This window comes from Spirulina subsalsa CS-330 (assembly GCF_028330765.1).
GTDB classification, from domain to species: Bacteria; Cyanobacteriota; Cyanobacteriia; order Cyanobacteriales; family Spirulinaceae; genus Spirulina; species Spirulina subsalsa_A.
The window spans coordinates 1-19,359 of sequence record NZ_JAQMTY010000174.1 but is presented as its reverse complement, the minus strand read 5'-3'; the positions used below and the strand labels follow the sequence as shown (position 1 = coordinate 19,359).

The 19,359-nt window shown below is 53.6% G+C and carries 17 protein-coding genes; 9 read left to right on the top strand and 8 right to left on the bottom strand.

All coding sequences use genetic code 11. From position 1 onward, the window contains the following. Positions 1–2 precede the first annotated feature (2 nt). The 4 genes from PN477_RS12155 to PN477_RS12140 form a co-directional block, all read right to left on the bottom strand. Positions 3–3,197 carry a PAS domain S-box protein gene (locus PN477_RS12155; protein WP_272115801.1) on the bottom strand — a complete coding sequence of 1,065 codons (3,195 nt, stop codon included), beginning with the start codon at positions 3,195–3,197 and terminating at the stop codon, positions 3–5. Between the two features lie 262 nt (positions 3,198–3,459). After that, positions 3,460–3,924: an NfeD family protein gene (locus PN477_RS12150; protein WP_272115802.1), complete on the bottom strand. Its 465-nt coding sequence runs from the start codon at positions 3,922–3,924 to the stop codon at positions 3,460–3,462. Positions 3,925–4,138: 214 nt separating this feature from the next. Further along, on the bottom strand, positions 4,139–5,098 hold the full coding sequence (locus PN477_RS12145) for a heme o synthase (protein ID WP_272115804.1): 960 nt from the start codon (positions 5,096–5,098) through the stop codon (positions 4,139–4,141). Between the two features lie 88 nt (positions 5,099–5,186). Continuing rightward, on the bottom strand, positions 5,187–6,107 hold the full coding sequence (locus PN477_RS12140) for a COX15/CtaA family protein (protein WP_272115806.1): 921 nt from the start codon (positions 6,105–6,107) through the stop codon (positions 5,187–5,189). Positions 6,108–6,666: 559 nt separating this feature from the next. On the opposite strand from PN477_RS12140, the gene PN477_RS12135 reads away from it, so the two are divergent. The 5 genes from PN477_RS12135 to PN477_RS12115 all read left to right on the top strand — a co-directional run bounded on the left by PN477_RS12135 (position 6,667) and on the right by PN477_RS12115 (position 12,632). After that, positions 6,667–7,854: a radical SAM/SPASM domain-containing protein gene (locus PN477_RS12135; RefSeq protein ID WP_272115808.1), complete on the top strand. Its 1,188-nt coding sequence runs from the start codon at positions 6,667–6,669 to the stop codon at positions 7,852–7,854. 53 nt (positions 7,855–7,907) lie between these two features. Continuing rightward, positions 7,908–8,927, top strand: coding sequence for a hypothetical protein (locus PN477_RS12130; protein ID WP_272115810.1), 1,020 nt, complete (start codon positions 7,908–7,910; stop codon positions 8,925–8,927). Positions 8,928–8,944: 17 nt separating this feature from the next. Continuing rightward, positions 8,945–9,343, top strand: a complete 399-nt coding sequence (locus PN477_RS12125) for a hypothetical protein (RefSeq protein WP_272115812.1) — start codon at positions 8,945–8,947, stop codon at positions 9,341–9,343. 294 nt (positions 9,344–9,637) lie between these two features. Continuing rightward, entirely contained in the window at positions 9,638–11,749 is a 2,112-nt protein-coding gene (argZ, locus tag PN477_RS12120; RefSeq protein WP_272115814.1) for a bifunctional arginine dihydrolase/ornithine cyclodeaminase, read from the top strand. 250 nt (positions 11,750–11,999) lie between these two features. Beyond that, complete coding sequence (locus PN477_RS12115; RefSeq protein ID WP_272115815.1) at positions 12,000–12,632, top strand: DUF4333 domain-containing protein; 633 nt, start codon at positions 12,000–12,002, stop codon at positions 12,630–12,632. 65 nt (positions 12,633–12,697) lie between these two features. Here PN477_RS12115 and PN477_RS12110 read toward each other — a convergent pair whose 3' ends face one another. Continuing rightward, on the bottom strand, positions 12,698–13,402 hold the full coding sequence (locus PN477_RS12110) for an SDR family oxidoreductase (RefSeq protein WP_272147307.1): 705 nt from the start codon (positions 13,400–13,402) through the stop codon (positions 12,698–12,700). Positions 13,403–13,644: 242 nt separating this feature from the next. Here PN477_RS12110 and PN477_RS12105 point away from each other — a divergent pair, with 242 nt between their 5' ends. Further along, positions 13,645–13,914 (top strand): DUF4160 domain-containing protein, encoded by a 270-nt coding sequence (locus PN477_RS12105; RefSeq protein WP_272121527.1) that lies wholly within the window; start codon positions 13,645–13,647, stop codon positions 13,912–13,914. Further along, positions 13,907–14,386, top strand: a complete 480-nt coding sequence (locus tag PN477_RS12100; RefSeq protein WP_272121529.1) for a DUF2442 domain-containing protein — start codon at positions 13,907–13,909, stop codon at positions 14,384–14,386. Before PN477_RS12105 ends, PN477_RS12100 begins: the two co-directional genes overlap by 8 nt. A 21-nt stretch (positions 14,387–14,407) precedes the next feature. Here PN477_RS12100 and PN477_RS12095 read toward each other — a convergent pair whose 3' ends face one another. Further along, positions 14,408–14,992 (bottom strand): Uma2 family endonuclease, encoded by a 585-nt coding sequence (locus tag PN477_RS12095; protein ID WP_272121531.1) that lies wholly within the window; start codon positions 14,990–14,992, stop codon positions 14,408–14,410. A 158-nt stretch (positions 14,993–15,150) separates the two neighbouring features. Here PN477_RS12095 and PN477_RS12090 point away from each other — a divergent pair, with 158 nt between their 5' ends. Further along, positions 15,151–16,293, top strand: a complete 1,143-nt coding sequence (locus PN477_RS12090; protein ID WP_272121533.1) for a 5-(carboxyamino)imidazole ribonucleotide synthase — start codon at positions 15,151–15,153, stop codon at positions 16,291–16,293. A 107-nt stretch (positions 16,294–16,400) separates the two neighbouring features. Continuing rightward, entirely contained in the window at positions 16,401–16,967 is a 567-nt protein-coding gene (locus PN477_RS12085; RefSeq protein ID WP_417158800.1) for a hypothetical protein, read from the top strand. Here the strand turns inward: PN477_RS12085 and PN477_RS12080 are convergent. Continuing rightward, positions 16,929–19,028 (bottom strand): DNA phosphorothioation-associated putative methyltransferase, encoded by a 2,100-nt coding sequence (locus PN477_RS12080; protein WP_272121537.1) that lies wholly within the window; start codon positions 19,026–19,028, stop codon positions 16,929–16,931. The genes PN477_RS12085 and PN477_RS12080 overlap by 39 nt on opposite strands. Continuing rightward, positions 19,015–19,266: a type II toxin-antitoxin system PrlF family antitoxin gene (locus tag PN477_RS12075; RefSeq protein ID WP_272121539.1), complete on the bottom strand. Its 252-nt coding sequence runs from the start codon at positions 19,264–19,266 to the stop codon at positions 19,015–19,017. Before PN477_RS12075 ends, PN477_RS12080 begins: the two co-directional genes overlap by 14 nt. Between the last annotated feature and the right edge of the window lie 93 nt (positions 19,267–19,359).

Genomic DNA, 19,359 nt, shown 5'->3' with positions numbered 1-19,359 from the left:
CCCTAGGCGGTGACGGCCTGATAGGCGGGGATGCTGAGGGTGAATTCAGTGCCTTGGTCAGAGGAGACAAAGGTTAATGAGCCGCCGTGGCGTTCGGTGATGATCTGATAGCTGATCGACATCCCCATGCCGGTTCCTTTGCCGATCGCCTTGGTGGTAAAGAAGGGGTCAAAGATCCGCGATTGGATCGCATCCGGAATGCCGGGGCCATTGTCGCGAATCCGAATCACCACATTGCCCCCAGTTAAATCGACCCCGGTACTGATCGAGAGACTGCTGGGGCTTGCTGCACAGGTAGCGCGATCGCGCTGTTGATCCCGCTCTTCCATCGCATCGAGGGAATTGACAATGATATTCATCAGCACTTGATTCAACTGCCCCGGATAGCATTCCACCTTGGGCAGATGGCCATAGTTTTTATTGAGGGTCACGGCAGGGCGATCGCTCCGTGCCTTAAATCGACTTTGCAAAATCATCAAGGTGCTATCAATCCCCTCATGGAGATCCACCGCCTTCACCTCCGCCTCATCCAAGCGAGAAAAGGTGCGCAACGAGGCGACAATCTCCCGAATGCGTTGGGCCCCCACCTGCATTGAACTGAGGAGTTTCGGCAAATCCTCACGCAAAAAGTCAAGATCCAACTCGTCGATCAGATCTGCCAAATCCGGCGGGAGGTTGGGATACTGGACTTGGAAGGCGGCGATAATTTCCAGCAGACTGGCGGCGTATTCGGTGGCGTGGGTGATGTTGCCATAGATAAAATTCACCGGATTGTTAATTTCATGGGCAACCCCCGCCACCAGTTGCCCTAAACTCGACATTTTCTCACTTTGGATCAGTTGAGATTGGGTGCGCTGAAGGGTATGGAGGGCGGTTTCAATTTCGGCGGCTTTTTGCTGGGCGAGGAGTTCGGCGTTTTTGCGTTGGGTGATATCGAGGAGAGTTCCATAAAGACGGGCGGGGGCGTGGGGGGTTTGGGGCGATCGCGCAATCCGAACCTGCACATGGCCCACCGCCTGGGCACTTTTTAAAATCCGCAGTTCAAGATTTTGGTTGTGGCCGGTTTCTTGGGCTTGTTCAAGGGCGGTGTGGAGCAGGGGGCGATCGTCGGGATGATAAAACGAGAGCCAAGTATTGAGGGGGAGCGGTTCCGAGGTGGGCGGACGGCGAAAGATGCGAAACAGCTCTTCAGAGCCGGTGATCTGATCCTGGGCGATGTCGTAGCTCCAGTTGCCGATGTGGGCGAGGTGCTGGGCTTCTTGGAGGTTGTTGGTGGTTTGTTGGAGGGCCCGTTCAGCGGCTTTGAAGTCGGTGATGTCGGTGTTTACGCCCACAAAGCCTAAAATCGTGCCGTCATCATCGCGGATCACATCAGCCCGGAGCAAGACATTGAGCTTTGTGCCGTTTTGGGTGCGTTGCATGACTTCGCCGCTCCAGGGTTGACCGGCTTGGAGCGATCGCATCACCGCCGCCGCCGCCGCCGGATCAACAAACGCCGCCGCCATGCCCCCCGCTGCTTGGAATTCTGCCGCCGAACAATAGCCGTAAAGGTCGTTAAAGGCTTGGTTGTGGTAGATATGCACGCCCGCTGGGGTCGAAATGCCCACGGCATCGCTGGAACTGGCCAGGGCCTGTTTATAAAGGCGAAGTTCTTGCTCGATCTGCTTGCGATCGCTAATATCAAACATCACCCCATCCCAGACAATGCTGCCATCTTCGTACACATCCGGCTGCGAAATTGCCTCAATCCAGCGCGTTTCCCCGGATTTTTGGTTTTGAATTCGCCCTTCATAGCGAAATTTCTCTAAGGTCGTCGCCGACTGCTGAATTAATGTCGCTAAACGCCGTTGATCATCGGGATGGGTCGCCACCAGTCCGCCGGCCATCGCCTCCGGCGGACAACCAAAAATGTCATGACTACGGGATGATGCGTAGAGGAAATAGCCCTCTGGGTGATCCGGTTGCACGGCGTATTGATAGAGCATTCCCGGCAGGTTTTCCGCAATATTTTGCAGGCGTGATTCCGTATTTTTAAGGCGGGTACTTTTTTCGTCCACCACGGTTTCCAGGCGTTCATTGGCCTCCCGGAGTTGCGCTTCAATCCGTTTTCGGGGGGTAATCACTTCGGTAAACATGATGATGCCGCCGATGTTGCCATGGTCGTCATACCAGGGGCGAATTTCCCAGGTGAGCCATTCAGTTGACCCGTCTTCGCGGGTAAAGGAGTCTTCCTCACAACGCTCGATGACCCCCGTTAAGCAGCGTTGATGGATGGCTTTCCAGTTGTCGTCAAGGGTGGGGAAAATCTCGTAATGCGATCGCCCAATTACCTCGCGATCGCCCAAACCATAGTCTTCAAGCCAGCGCCGACTCGCCAACAGATACCGCATTTCCGGATCAAACATCGCCACCGCCGCCGGCGTATGCTCCACAAATTGATAGAGTTGATTTTCCCGCGATTGCAATTGACCTTGCACCGACACATGTTGTTGCTGCAAGGACTGCAAAGAGGTCTGCTGTTGGGTAATTTGGGTCTTGAGGCGATCGCGCAATGCCTCTAGTTCAGTGGTCTGCTGCTGCACCTGAGCAAACAATCCCGCCTGTTGCAACGCCACCCCCAGATGACCGCCAATCTGCCGCACAAACTCCACCTCATCCTCCTGCCACAGACGCGGCCCGCCACATTGATGCACACAGAGCAACCCCCAAAGCTGCTCACCCTGCAACAATGGCACTACTAAATTCGCCCGCACCTGAAACTGTGCCAAAATCTCTTGATGGCAGGAACTCAAGCCCGCCGCCTCAATATCCGCCACCGCTTGACATCGCCCTTGGACATAGTCCGCCGCAAACTGCTCCCCAAAACAATGGTCGTGGACACGATAGGACACCACCGATGTAAAACGCGGGTCAATGGACTCAATCACAAACGTGCCATCGTCATAGCCCGATTTGGGGTCAAACTCAAAAACCGCCACCCGATCCGCCTGCAACAGTTGGCGAACATCGGTCACCGTTGTGAGCAAAATCTCTTCAATATTGAGAGATGCTCGCACCCGTTCAATGGTGCTTGAAATAATGCGTTGTTGCTTGAAGGGTTCGAGTCGTTGGTGCTGAACCTGTCGGCGCAGGGCCTCAAGTTCAGCTTGCAAAGCGGTGTAGTCGGCATGACTGAGAGTGATGGCATCAGAGGACACAGGACAAGAGGTCTCCCATTGAAGGTTATGAAAACGGTGCAGGCTTAAATTCTGTTTCTTGATTGTACCTACAAGCTTTCTAGAACCGGGTCAGACAATTCACGGAGAAATGTCGTCAGGGAAATCACAATTGTTAATAATTATCATCATGGTGAGGGGTTGAGGCAGCGGCTCCGGAGGCTTATTGAGACTGAAGCAGTGGTCGATATCGTTAGAGCAGGCAAGGGGCTTAAGCCCCTTGTCCCTAGACATACCCTTGTCCCTAAGCAACCTGACTACAGCTATCAAGCAGGGCCGTGATCACTAAGGTTGTTCCCTGTTGCTCAAGGACATAGACCGTTTGTTGGGGGGCGATCGCTTCACTGTAGGATTCTGCCCGTGCTGCCCAGGATGTCCCCTCGTAGAGAACGCGCCCCGTTTGACCCGGCAAGATGGGAGTGAGGCTGATGGCTTCCAGCACGAGGGGTTCGCGGTAGCCTTGGGACTTGCTCAACATGGGTCGCACCCAGATTACCAACATGGTGGAGAGAACCATCCAGTACAACAGTTGGAATTGAAATTGATCTGCTAAAAATCCGTAGCGCCAGGTGAAGAGAGCGAGAATGAAGGCGATCGCACCGGGAAAAAGTCCCGCGTACCGAAGGGAACGTTTGGACAAGATGAACACCTCTGCCCCACAACAGCCGATCCCAACCAAACACCAAATCAATGGAAACGGAAGAGCCATGATGATTTCAGGAAAATGAAACTGATTCAGGAAGATTCACCAGTTTCCTGCTCCATTCCTCACGGTGTTGATTGATCGGTTGAACAGCGGGTGCATCCCAGTTATGCAATCCCTCACCCAACCCTCTCCCCCAGGAGAGGGCTTTTGGCTCCTTGCTCCTGGGGGAGAAGGGTTGGGGATGAGGGTGCGCCCGTTTTGGGGTGATGCGATCGCGCTAGACCAAGGCGATGGTTTGGAGGAACTGCCCTAACGATGCGATCGCATGGTGGGTGAGGGGTAAACTATCGACAACCATGCCAGTACAGAGCAACATCATGTAGAGAATGGAATATTTAAAGGTCGCTTTCGCCAGGGGAAGATCCGATGGAGAGCGGTAAAGTTGCCAGACTTTTTGGAAGAAACCAAGGCCGAGAAACACAGCGATCGCACCATAGACAATCCCCAATTCACCCAAGGGATAAATCAACAAAAATGAGCAGGGAATCACCAGCAAGGTATAGATCAAAATCTGCTTGACGGTTTCGGCTTCCCCTGCGACGACGGGCAACATCGGCACATTCACCTGGGCGTAGTCTTCCCGAATCATCAAGGCCAAGGCCCAAAAATGCGGGGGAGTCCAGAGGAAAATCAGGGCGAACAGGAGCCAAGCCGTAAGGCTAAGATCCCCCGTGACGGCGGCCCAACCGACGAGGGGCGGAATTGCACCCGCTGCGCCCCCGATGACAATATTTTGGGAACTATGGCGTTTGAGAATATGGGTATAGATCACCATGTAGAAGGCGATGCCCGCCATGGCGAGGAGGGCGCTGAGCAGATTGACGAAGACACAGAAAAGGGTAAAGGACGCGACACCGAGAGCGATCGCAAACACCAAGGCATGGCGGGGCTGCACTCGACCGGCGGGAATCGGACGTTTGCGCGTCCTTACCATGTCGTAGTCAATATCTTGGTCGTAGATGCAGTTCAGGGTTTGAGCCGACGCGGCGGCCAGGGTTCCCCCTAGGAGCGTCACCACCAGCAGCAGCGGGTCAACATTGCCCTTCGCGGCAATCCACATCGCCGCAGCGGTGGTAATCAGGAGGAGGGGAATAATCCGGGGCTTGGTGAGTTGGAGGTAGCTTTTGAGTACATCACGAATGTTTTCGTGTTTCGGGGTGTAACTTGTCCCAATCATGAAGTCGTGTCCTTACGTGATAAATGTGTAGAGCGTGGGAGCTTGAATGATGCAGGGGCATCACAGCGGGGGCGATCGCCAACCTAGATTAGGGTTGGGATGCCAAATCGCGACGGGCAACGACGGTGAAAACGGTCAAAACCCCCAAGAGTGCAGCACCCACCGCTTGATGGGTGACGGTGAGGGGTTCGACTTGGAGATGGAGTCGATAGGTGGCAACGCCGACCAGGGCTTGGAGGGCGACGAGGCTACCGGCGGCGATCGCCAATTTACGCAAACTCGGATGTAAGGCCGGGGTGCGGAGTGCCATCCCGACGAGGAGCAGGGTGGCGAGGGTGGCCGGAACCACGCCGAGGAGGTGACTATTCATCACCCAGCAGCGATCGGAGCGGCTCAGGCATTGGTGCAGGGCCCATTGCGAGGCCACCAAGCCCCCCAGGAGGCTTTGGCTGTAAACCAAACCTGTGGCGGTTATGCCGAGGAGCGGGAGGCGGCGGGCTGTGCCAGTGCCGTTGTGGGGCAGGAGGGCGGTTCCCATGACCAAGAGGGTGCAGAAGAGAAACAGAGCCGTGCCGAGGTGGGCGGTGACGATATCAAACCGGAGCATTTGGGTGACGGTTAAGCCGCCGAGGATGCCTTGGAAGATGATCAAAAAAAGTGCAAAACCGCTGGCCCAGGGAACCCAGCGGGGTAAGGATTGCCGCCACCACACCGACAGACCCAACAGTGCGATCGCACTTAAGCCCACCAAACCCGCGTCCAAACGATGGAACCATTCTAAAAACACTTGCAGATTCATCTGTTGGGTGGGGACAAGCTGGCCATAACACAGGGGCCAATCGGGGCAAGCCAGTCCCGCATTCATCACCCGTGTCGCACTGCCGATCGCCATCAAGAGGAAAACCGCGATCGCCATTTTCCAGATAAAACGACGGAGCCACACCTGGGGCTGCGAGCCGTCGGTCGTGGGGGTGAGGACAGAAGAGGAACGAAAAGCGGAGTCTGTCATGGGCAATGTAACAATTTGTTTACAAAAAAGGAGTTTAAACTCAGGCCATAGAGACTAGATTAAAAACTCAGTCCAGTGCAGTTTCAGAATCCCTCAAGGTATCAGGATTAAGGGCCGTGATAATTCCCTATAAAACGGGAATTCCAGGGCACATCTACCATCAAAAGCAGAAATGTACCTACACTGTAACGAGCTTCTGAGGATTGAGAACAAGTTTTATGGATTTTTCAAGAAATCCTTATTTCTCCCAACGGGAGCATCGCACAATCCTAAAAAAAAGATTAAGAACCCGCTGTGGAAATCAAGATTTTTCACGGGATTTAATTAATATTTCTTGATTAAACCGGGAACATCCCACTTTGGCATATCCAGATGGTGTAGTCCTCATCCCCCAACCCCTTCTCCCAAAAAGGGAGAAGGGGAGACAAAGTCAAAGTCCCTCGCCCAGCTTGGGAGAGGGATTTAGGGTGAGGGTCCGAGAATCAATACAGGACAGAGCAGCGATCGCACCAAGTGCTAAAACTAATGAAGACTGCTCCATCACCCGGCTTGAATGCGAATGCTTGCCCTCCTCCATCGTCTTCGCCTCCAGTGGTTTCTCCTCACCCGTAGCCTCGGCTATGGCACAGATTTCACCACGATTCTCTACAAGATTTATCTCAACCACGACAAAATTATTCATTTCCGGCGGGGCTTCCCGGTGTATTCCCTCTCGACTCCGGCGGTGTTCAGTGCTCCGGCGGCCAACTTCCTCGCCCGCGCCCTCTACCGCACGATCCAGAATAAGAATTTGCCGAACTTGATGAGTTTTGCGGTCAATGATGACTGTAACGCGGCCTGTGAGCATTGCAGTTTTTTCGAGGCAGTGGACGATCGCGCCCGTTCTCCCCTGAGTTTTGAGCAAGCCTGTGATGCGATCGCTCAAGCTCAGGATCTCGGCGTGTCGGTGCTCAACTTCGTCGGCGGGGAACCGTTGCAGCGGCAGGATTTACCGGATTTGATTCGCTCAGTGGATCGGCAGCGTTCCACGACGGTGCTGTTTACCAACGGGTGGCTGTTGAGCGATCGCGCCCGTGAACTGCGCCGCGCTGACCTGGATAGTATCTATGTCAGCCTCGATGCTGCCGACCCCGAACAGCACGATCGCATTCGCCAAACCCCCGGCCTGTTTGAACGAGCGATCGCGGGTCTCAAGGTCGCGAAAAAACTCGGCTTCTCCGTCGGCATTTCCACCACCCTCACCCCCGAACGCTACGCCGCTGGTGAATTGCCCCGGATCATCGAACTGGCGAAACGGTTGGGAGTGCATGAGGTGTTGGTGTTTGATGCGCTGCCCAGTGGTCGCTATCAAGACCGAGAGGATCTAGTGAGATCCCCTCAGAGTCCCGATTGGGTCGAAGCGATGATGCGATCGGTGGCCCATTACAACCGCGATCGCACCTATCCCGGTGTCGTCTTCTTCGCCTACTTCACCAGCCATCGCAGCGTCGGTTGTTCCTGCGGCACGAGTTATTTTTACCTCTCCCCCTACGGCGATGTGATGTCCTGCGATTTCAACGCCCACAGCTTCGGCAACATCCGCCACGCCCCCCTCTGGCAACTGTGGGAACGCCTCACCACCACCCCCGACTATTGCAGCGCCAAATGGGGCGGCTGCAAAGTGAAAGATCCGGACTGGCGCGATCGCATCTCGGAACCCGCATCACCCCACCCCACGCTCCGCGCTCCCTTCCCTAGCGGCGATTAGGGATTGCTCACAGCTTCTCTCAATTTTTGCTCAATCTCCCCTCTGTAACGCCCATGCTAAACCCGCTCATCTTCGCCCATTGCAGCTTTGATAAAACCCCCACCACCGCCATCATTTTGTTTGAGATTGCAACCCTCATCGCGACAGGAATCGCGGTCTTTTTCTTGGCAAAAATTCAGACGAAAATTGTGCCGCGCTTTCTAATTATGGCGGTTGCCGTCCTCCTGTTTGAACTGTTCACCTCTCCCATGTGGCTCAATCAAAAAATGGGAGTTTGGGCTTATATTTACCTTGATGTCAGTTGGATTTTAACCCTAGGCTGGACGGGGTTAATTTTAACCGTGGTGACGGTGAGCGATCGCATCCTCCCCCACTGGAAAGAATGGCAGCGTTTCCCGGTTTATTTGGCAATATTAACGGTTTTAGTCAGTGGCTTAGAAATGGCGGTGGTTAACTTGGGAATTCGCATCTATGCCCCGGAAGTTTTAGCCAACTTAACCGGGGCATTTATCTTCGGTGTGCCGCTGCTAGATGTCTTCTATTACACCCCCGTTTTTACAGGGTTAGTGATTAGTTTTTATAAATATTGGGGCTTTGTCTTGGATGATGAACCGTTAATTCCCAGTAAAAAACGGAAATGGCTACGAAGTATTGGCATTGCCTTTTTAGCGGTGTTTCTCTTTGAGGTAATGATTCAGCCCATGGTGGAGAATAATCAATTGCCCGAATGGTCTTATCTGTTTTTTGATATTAGTGTTTTACTCACAGGGCTATGGGTGGCGGTGATTGGCATTGCGGCGGTGGTGGTGGATCGTTTCTTTCTCCATCTCCCGATTTTTGGGCGTTTTTTAATTGCCTTGGGGGTGACGGGGGCGATCGCACTTCCCATTGAAGCCTGGTTGATGGATCAAGGCTATCGAGTCTATGGCGAAAGTGCGACCCACAATTTTACGGGATTTGTTACCCCGATTTTTAACGCTCCCGTTGAAATCGCCTTTGCAATTCCCTGTTATATGGCGTTAATTATTGCCTGCATTCGCTATTGGGAAACGATTTTAGACAACCGCCTTTAACCTCATCCTCTGCAATCATGACAACAACACCTAAAAAATCTTTTTTACACTGTGTTCTCGTTGGTTTTGGCCTTGTTTTTCTTCTCCTGACGGTTGTAGGACTGTTTAACGAGGCTTCAATTTTTGGGGGGGTGATTATTATTGGTGTGTCGATTGTTTGTACCTTGGGCGTGAGTTTAGTGCTGTGGGTTCCCCTCTGGTGGCTGCTGGGCTGGATTGTCCTCACCCTGTTCACGTCCAAAGCCGCTGCGCCTGTGGTGGCCACGACTCCGAAACATCTGCGCCCCTTGATCACCTATATTGACCAGGCGCGATCGCGGGGCTACAGCAATGACCAAATTCAACGCCGCCTCATCCAAGAAGGCTGGAGCGAAGCCGAGGTGACAGCCGCCTTAGAGCCGACGGTTTCAGCCTGATTCGGGGTTGAATTCCCGCGCCAGGGTGCGGCAGGATTGACCGCAGGCTGAATCCTTCGTGATCATTTCATCATCTGAGAGATTGCTCAGGTGAGTATTTGTCCCTTAAGATTAAAAGTTGCTTTGTTGTTGAATCTTGATCGAGTGACCAATCGTTATTGTTGTCAACATGACCCGATCGTTGGTCTTGGATTAGAACTGCTCTGATCTACCGAGTGCCAACAACTGGTTTGCCCGTAGAACTGTACTTTTTACTGTTACTGCTGGGTGTATTCACCCATTCAATTAATTATTATGACTGATGCAATCCGAATTCTGATGTGTGCGCCGGATCATTACGACGTGGATTATGTGATCAATCCCTGGATGGAAGGCAATATTCATAAGTCCTCGCGCGATCGCGCCGCTGAACAGTGGCACAAGCTCTACAACGTGATTAAAGGGCATACTGTGGTGGACTTGGTGGAACCGGCTAAAGGCTGGCCGGATATGGTGTTTACCGCCAACGCGGGGTTGGTTTTGGGTAAAACTGTGGTGTTGAGCCGCTTTTTACACCCGGAACGCCAAGGGGAAGAACCCTATTTCAAAGCCTGGTTTGAGGCGAACGGCTTTACGGTGCATGAACTGCCCTCGGATCTGCCCTTTGAAGGGGCGGGGGATGCCCTGTTTGATCGAGAAGGGCGTTGGCTCTGGGCGGGCTATGGGTTCCGCACTGAATTGGATTCCCACCCGTTGATCGCCCAATGGTTGGACACAGAAGTGCTGTCGTTGCGGTTGGTGGATAGCCGTTTTTATCACCTTGATACCTGTTTTTGTCCGTTGCGCGGCGGGTATTTGCTCTACTATCCGCCGGCCTTTGATGCCTATTCCAATCATTTGATCGAGCGGCGGGTGGCTCCGGAGAAGCGGATTGCGATCGCTGAACCCGATGCCGTTAACTTTGCCTGTAACGCCGTCAACCTCGAAGATATCGTGATCATGAATAACGTTAGCGAGGGGCTAAAACAACGCCTCGCTGACTGTGGCTTCACCGCGATTGAAACGCCCTTATCAGAATTTCTCAAGGCCGGCGGCGCGGCGAAATGCCTCACCCTGCGCACCACTGAACCCATCCTCGAAAATGTCCATGCGGCTGTTTCTGTGGAAAGCCGCACGATCCAAATGCAAGGCCATCTCTTGGATGCGGGCACACTCAACCGGGCGCTGGATCTGATCGTCGAACGGGGCGGCAGCTTTAAGGTGCTGAACTTCAACCTTGGCACGGAACGCCAAAGCACCTCAATGGCGGAAGTGCGAGTGTCTGCGCCGGATCGTCATGTTATGGAAAATATCATGACGGACTTGATCGAACTGGGGGCGGTGGATCGTCCCAGCGAAGAGAAAGATGCCGACCTTGAGCCGGTGTTTGCGGCCGGGGTTGCGCCGGATGATTTTTATGTGACGACGATTTACCCGACGGAAGTGCGCATTAATGGGCAATGGGTGCGGGTGGAGCAACAGCGCATGGATGGGGCGATCGCCGTGCGCAAAACCGACAGCGGCATCACGGCGCATTGTAAACTGCTGCGGGATCTCACCACGGACGAAGAAGTTGTGGTCAGCGTTCACGGGATTCGCACCGTGCGCAAAGTGGATGAGCGCAAAAAACAAAACCGCACCGAGGAATTCAGCTTCATGGGGGCAGGGGTCTCCAGTGAGCGGCGGGTGGAATTGGTCGTCGAACAAATCGCCTGGGAACTGCGTCACATCCGCGATCAAGGTGGTAAAGTGGCCGTCACAGCGGGCCCCGTGGTGATCCATACCGGCGGCAGTCAACACCTGGCGCGATTGGTGCGGGATGGCTATGTGCAAGCTCTCTTAGGGGGAAATGCGATCGCGGTTCACGACATCGAACAGGCGATGATGGGCACATCCCTCGGCGTGGACATGAAGCAAGGCGTGCCCGTCCACGGCGGCCACCGTCACCACCTCAAAACGATCAACACCGTGCGGCGTTACGGCTCCATCGCTAAAACCGTGGAAGCCGGGGTGTTGAACCGGGGCATCATGTACGAATGCGTTAAACATAATGTGCCCTTCTGTCTCGCGGGTTCGATCCGCGATGATGGCCCGTTGCCCGATACGGAAATGGACTTGCTCAAGGCCCAAAATGCCTATGCAAAACTGATCGAAGGCGCAGATATGATCCTGATGCTTTCGACGATGTTGCACTCGATCGGGGTGGGGAATATGACCCCGGCGGGCGTGAAAATGGTCTGCGTCGATATTAATCCGGCAGTGGTGACGAAGTTGAGCGATCGCGGTTCCGTGGAATCCATGGGTGTGGTCACTGATGTGGGGCTGTTCCTCAGTCTCTTGGTGAAACAGTTGGATCAACTCACAACCCCCTACGCAGCAGCGGTGTAGACCCGACCGATTTTTTGATATTGATGAGCCGGGGGTGAGCGATCGCCCCCGGTTTTCAGTCGAAGAGACACAGTGATAGTGATGGATACCAACCTGCTAGACTGGTCAAATCAAACTTCATTTCTGGGGTTTGTCTATCTTGTTTTCAAGTTTGTGAACTTGGGCGCACCCCAAACTGTAGGGGGTTGGATCTGCTTCAAACTGCCGAAAAAATCATCCTACCGAGAGGCAACTCTCTCTGAGACATCCTATGAAATTTGCGCAATTGCAATGGGTCGTGATTGGGGTTTTGGGCCTTGGGCTAGCCCTAACCGCTTGTGGGCCGGCGGAAACAACCCCTGATGAGCCGACTACCTCGGAAGAAACCGAAGCAGTCGCTCCCGAAGACACAGAGGATGCTGAAGACACAGAGGATACTGAAGACGCTGCCCTAGAACCCGCACCAGAAGGGACATTCGCCTTTACGATTCAAGACGTGTTGCTATCGAACTTTCCGGAACAAACGGGCTATGAGGTGGAATCCGTCGCCTGTCCGGAAACCGTGGACGCAGCATCGGATGATCCCTTTGCCTGTGAAGTAACAACGACCGAAGGCTTTACCACCCTGGTTGATGTGGTTCCGAACGCCGCCGAAGAAACTGTGGACTGGTTCACGCGGGGCCTGAATCTTGCCGATGTGGAAGAGGCAATCGAAACACAAATGACCGAAGCGGACGTTGCTGGGGCGGCGGATTGTGGCCTGGGTGATGACCCGAATCCCTATCGGGAGTTTGAAGCGGGTAGCTCGTTTGACTGCACTTTCAAGTCCGAAGATGGCGCAGAAGCGATCGTGACGGTGATGGTGAATAATGATAAAGGCAATGTCACCCTGACGATGAATTAACAGATTGCCGAGCAGAATGGGTCAAACTCCTATCCAGCGAGAGGAGTTCGACCCTTGCGATCGCTTCATAAAAAAAGGTGGCTTTCGGGTTGGATATTGATTTCTAAGGGAATCGCAGCGGGTTCCACTTGCAGAGCATGGACGATCGCATTGGCTGCCGTTTCCGGGCTTAATAATTTGGTGCGATCCACCTTCAACCCCGCCTGATCCCAAAACGGCGTGTTCACTCCCCCAAAATAAAAAAGGGTGAATTTCACCCCATACCGTTTCAGTTCATCGGCGAGACATTTACTCATACCCACCGCCCCATATTTCGAGGCGCAATAGGCCGTCGCTGTAATCATCGGATGCTTCCCTAAAATGCCGATCACGTTGCAAATATGCCCCGACTTTTGCCCCTTCATCACATTGGCCGCGCTTTGGCAGGTATAGAACAAGCCTTTTAAATTCAAGTCCAGCATTGCATCAAAATCTGCTGGCTCTAACTTGTTAAACTGCTTCATCACCCCCGCCCCGGCCGCGTTCACGAGAACATCAATCCGCCCAAATTCCGCGACGGCTTCGCTCATCAACTGTTCAACCTGGGCGCGATCCGTGATATCGGTGGGAATCGTCAAAGCTGGATGAGGGAGAGTTGCGGCGATCGCATCGAGGCGATCGCCACTCCGGGCCGCCAAGACTAAATTCGCACCCAATGGGGCCAACTGTTGCGCCACCGCCGCCCCAATCCCCCCAGTAGCACCAACGATGACAACGGTTCGATTCTTCATAACAATGCTTAATATTTCGTTACATTAAATCAGTTTAACGAGTTTTGGCAGACCGATAGCGGATCAACGCCTTATCTCCTATCACCCAAAAACCCAAGCGATGGGTTATACTAGTAGTGGACAAAATATCAAAGCAGTACAGATCCAGTTTCACATCTCACATAACACATGCGCTTAGTTGCGGCGAACCAAAATAATTCTAATACCTATATATATCAAAACATTATGATCAAACTTTTTACATGCCGAGAATTAATATTGATACACATCAAAACTTCACTGTCTTTATTTACTTCAACGATCATGAACCTGCTCATGTTCATGTTTTTAAGGGGCGCAAAGGACATCGAGAGCAACCCAACATGAGAATTGCGATTGGTGATGAGTTTCAACGACCTCGAATCATCACCAAACCAGACCAATTTTCTACAAAAGAGGCGATCGCCGCCCTCAATCTGGTAGCAGATAATCAAGAAGAGTTGTTAAGGAGGTGGCACGAAATTCATGGCTAACAAAAAGTGGCAACAACGGTGGAGTTTTGATTTTACCGATGATGCTGCTTTAGATGCAGAAATTGCCGAAGCTGAAGCGAGGGCGATCGCCCTCGCCGATGCAGGCCCCTGTGCTGAAGCAGTTTGGTATAACTCAGAACGTCAACTCATTGAAATTCAACTGAAAAACGGAGCCATTTTTTCATTTCCGCCCCATTTAGCCCAAGGGTTAACGAATGCTGCTCCCCACGAACTTGAAAATGGGTGCTTAGGGGCGGATGGGCTGAGTGTTCATTGGGATAGTTTAGATGCTGATTTTAGTGTTCTGGGTCTGATTCAGGGCATTTTCGGGACAAAAACTTGGATGGCTGAACTCGGTCGCAGAGGAGGGCAACGCTCTTCAGTGGCCAAGCAACAGGCGGCTCGTGCCAATGGGAAAAAAGGGGGACGGCCGAAAAAGACTAAACCCCGACAACCCCACCCCGACGAGTAGGGGCATGGCCTCCATGCCCTCTTACGGCTCTATCTGATCCGGCTCAATGGTGACATCTTCATACACAGCGGGGATCGTGATTTCTAGATCGATGCTGTGGAGTCGGAAGTGCGATCGCGCCCCATCATAGCGTTCATATCGCCAGGCTTGATCCTGACGGCGAAAAATTTCTACACGCTGATGTTGAGTGCTCACTAACACATATTCTTCAAGACTCTCTAAGGCTTGATAATCACTAAATTTATCCCCCCGATCAAACTTTTCTGTGCTTTCTGATAGTACCTCGATGATCAACTTAGAAAAACATTTATAAGTTTGAGTTTCTTGATCTCTTTGGTCACACGTTACCAATAAATCTGGATAATAAAAGCAATTTTTTTTCTCAATTCTTGCTTTGATATCTGCAAAATAAACTTGACAGTTTTTCCCTCTACAATGGCTCCGAATTAGAATATATAGATTACCGGCGATAGCATTATGATTATCAGTTGTGCCAGCCATTGCGTAGACTTCGCCATCAATATATTCATGTTTGATAGAACTTTGTTCTTCAGCAGCAAGATACTCTTCGGGGGTCAGTTTGCAGTTATCACTTACAGCAATCATGGTTAGTGTGGGGAAACGATAGTTTATCGAGCAGTGACCTAGAGATTGAGCACGAGGATTGCATCACTAGCAATGTTATAGCCTGTTTGTTCAAAAACTTGCAGGGGAGAGCCACGATCGCGTATTACACTGCTAAAGGTGCAAATTATCACAGACCTATGGCAACGCGATCGCACAGTGTCGGAATCATTGGCGGGGGGCAATTGGCCTGGATGCTCGCCCTCGAAGCCCAGCCCCTGGGGTTAGACTTGATTGTTCAAACCCCCAGCCCGGATGATCCGGCCGTGGGGACGGTGAGCGATGCGATTTTCGCGGCTATTGATGACGCGGCCGCAACGGAACAGTTGAGCGATCGCACCATTGTCATCACCTTTGAAAATGAATTTATCGACCTCGACGCGCTGCAACAGTTGAGCGATCGCGGTGTTTGTTTTCGCCCCGGTTTGCACGCCCTGCGCCCCTTGCTCGATAAATACGACCAACGCCAAACCTTTCACGATCTTGGCCTCCCTACGCCGCGCTTCAGTTTACCCACCACAATCGAGCAAATCACCGCTGACTATGGCTTCCCCCTCGTCCTCAAAGCCCGCCGTTATGGGTACGATGGGCGCGGCACATTCATCGTCAAAACCGCCGCCGAACTCGCCAAGCTCTGGCAGGGCTGGAACCATACGGATTTGCTGATCGAGGCGTTTGTGCCCTTTGAGCGAGAATTGGCGGTGATGGCGGCGCGGAGTGTGACCGGGGAGGTGCAGGTTTATCCAGTGGTGGAAACGCAGCAGGTGGATCAAGTCTGTCGCCGGGTTTTCGCCCCGGCCCCCATTGATTTCACGATTCAAACCCAAGTGGAACAGATCGCCACGACCCTGTTAACGGCCCTTGATGTGGTGGGAATTTTTGGGATTGAATTGTTCCTCACCGACGACGGGCAAGTGTTAGTGAATGAAATCGCGCCCCGCACCCATAATTCTGGGCACTACACCCTCAATGCTTGTGATGTGTCGCAATTTTCGATGCAGTTGCGGGCGGTGACGGGGCAGGCTTTGCCGTCGCCGCGCTGGACTTGTGCCGGGGCGGTGATGGTGAATTTATTGGGGTTTGAAACGTCGCGATCGCAGTATCAAGCCCAGCGAGACGCGATCGCGCAAATTCCCGGCGCGTCGGTGTGGTGGTATGGCAAACCCGAATCCCGACCGGGGCGAAAGTTGGGCCATGTGACGGTTTGCCTCACGACGGAGACATTGGATCACGGCGAGGCGATCGCGACTCAAATTGAACAGATCTGGCAGGGAACGCCGTGAAGATTGCCCTCATCCCCAGTTCTCCCACGGGGAGACGGGAACCAGCAAAGCCCTCTCCCGTGGGAGAGGGTTGGGTGAGGGCATGAACAAGTATGAACCCCCACACGATTAACATCGGTCGCCATCTCACCCTGACGGAATTTTGCACCTGCACCCAGACCTACCGCGCCCACGCCGACCACATCAACCCCTATCCCGCCAATCCCGACGCATCGATCGCCGCCCTCCAATCCCTCGGCGAAACCCTCCTCGACCCGATCATCGACCACTACGGCCGGGATCGGTTTCAACTCACCTATGGATTTTGCTCAACCGATTTAAGGAAATTTCTCAACCGTACCAACCCCGAAACCGGCCGCAAAAATGGCCGCATTGACCCCAGTCGCGACCAACATATGGCCCACGAACGGAATCAGCGGGGGCGGTATTGGTGCGATCGCCTCGGTGCAGCCTGCGATTTTCGGATTCTCGATGTGGCGAGCGATCGCGTCATTGATTGGATACTCGCCGCGCAACTCCCCTTTGATTCACTCTATTTTTATGGGTGCGATCGTCCCCTCCACCTCAGCCACGGCCCCCAACAAAAACGCGCCATCTGGGCCTTCACCCCCCAAAACACCCCCACCCGCAAAAACCTAGACCCCTGGCTCCGTCTCGCCCGTGAGATCCTGTGAAGCCCGCTGATGGCGGCGGATTTTGGCTTTGAGGAGCTTGACTTGATAGGGGTCGGCATCTTTGCGCCAGACGAGGCGATAGCCGCGCAACGCTGCGCAATGTTCTGCTAAGTGGTGCTCCCAGGCGCTGCGGGTGTAGATCGCGGCCACGTTGTCGAGGAGTCCCCAAGTGCGTTCTTGATCGCTGAGGGTTTTGAACTTTTGGTAATTGGGATAGTCGGGGGTGAGGAGTTGTTCTTTTTGGTGGAGGATGGGCGGGTCGTCGGTGCGATCGCAGTCTCGATATTTCACCTGTAAATCGCGCAAATCGATTTCCATACTGGTGTGGAGGAGGGGGTGGGGGTCGCGATCAAAATCGGGATAGGTGAGATAGGTGATTTTGGGCTGGGTGAGGTGAAATTTAATCACGGTGGCTTCGTCGGGGCGGCCGATGGTGCGGGAGGCGCAGCCCTCAAAGAGACGCAGCAGGGGGTGAAGTTGGTCGAGGGCGGATACATGCACCCAGAGGGAATGGGGGCGTTGTTGACCGATCGCACTCTGGCGGCCTTGTTCGGCCATGATGTCGAGATTGCCCACGCTCATCAACATCAGATCGGCGGCGTTGCAGGCCTGTTGATAGCTGCCGAAAAGGGCTTTAATATCCTGCTGCATCGGGGCGGGGAGGGCGCGGAATTTGGGGCGATCGCTGAAATGGGTTAACGCCAAATACACCAACAAATCATGACGGCGTTGAGTAGCGATCGCATCCCACGCGGCCGCATCCGTCGCTTGGGTGATGACCTGAAACGCCCGTTTAATGGTGCGAAATTCCGAAGCGATCGCCTCCCACTGCTGCGGCTCTAGTTCCTCCGCTTGGGGCAACCGTCCCCGCTCCGTCATAAAGTCCATGATCGGCTGTAACAGGGTTTGATAGTCTTCAAACCGTTTCACCGTTGCGTGAATCCGAGGCGTTGTCACCCGCGATCGAAAGCGCGATCGCCGGAACAATTCCGCCTGACGTTCATCCCGAAACACCGCGTAAATCCCTAGGGCGATCGGGATCGCGTCTACCCCTAACACTTGGTCGATGTAGTGTTTGAGTTCGCTCTGGTCGTAATACTTTTGGAAGGTGTTGCGACTGGTGATCACGCCATCTTCATAGGCGATCAGGCCACGGGTACGATCCTGAATCAACACCTGCGCCGCCACAATCAACACCGATCGCGCCAATTCCCACGCTGTCGCCAAGGCCTGCCGCCGTTCCTGGGGGTCTTCAATCACGTTGATAATGTAGCCCAGGTTGACCACATCAGCCGGGGTCAGCGGGGTATCGGGGGCGTAATAGGGATCATATCCGATGCTCTCGTAGCCGCGATCGCCCACAAACTGCACATCCGTCCCATGGCCACAGCCATAATCCAAAAACCGACAACCCGGCGTAAACAGCCCCGCTTCTAACGCTAACCGCACCGGCTTTGAGAGGGCATTGCGTTTAATCGCGGCGCGGTGGCGATCGATCTGCGGCAGGGCGGTTTTAGGTTGGGTGGGGGTGAGGGTGCAGGCCAGGGCGTGGTTGTGGATTTCGAGGTGTTGGGCTTGGAGGCGTTTTTCCCAGTTGAGGAGCGTGCCGATCTGCCGGGCATCGTTAAACAGGCCGAGGGTTTCCTGTTGGCGGGTGAGGTGGGCGAAGCGTTCCGCGTCGGGATGGTCGGGGGCGATAAAGGTTTCTTTGCGGTGGAGAATCGGCGGGTTGGCACTGTCGGCATAGTCGCGGTACTGCAACGCTCCGGTGGTGAGGATGACTTGGGTACTGGCGACAAGGCGAGGATGGGGATCGCGCTCAAAGTTGGGGTAATGCAGGTAGGAAATGCGGGGCGCGTCGTAGTGAAATTTAACGAGGGTGTAGGGATAGTCGGGGGTTAGGATGCTGCGGGCGCGGTGTTCGTAGGCTTGCAGGCTGGGGTCAAGGTGCGCGATCGCACTGCGATGCACATATAGCGCATTGGGCAATGCTTTCCCTACGGTGCTCTGTTGACACCATTGCACAATCTCAGCAAGGGGGATCAGATTAGCCTGGTTCACGGAATTCGGATGCGATCGTGTCGTTTAAAAGTGGTGCATCGAGGTCAATTTGCACATCTTTCTCCAACATCTGAATTTGGTCAACAAAATCGGCTGTTAAAAATTGCAACGCTTGAGGACGACTAGACAGATCCTTTTCCAAAAAATCTAAGAATTTTTCCACGCTGTAGTTATCTTCCGTTTGATCACTTTGACATCCTCCCCGGCCTAAAGGCGCGGGGATTCCCAGTCTGCCCACATTACATAGACTCCTGATGGGTAGACAGACAAGCAACCGCCCCAGATTGGGGTCTAACAATGCTTAACGCCTGTCCATTCAGGTCGGCAAGCC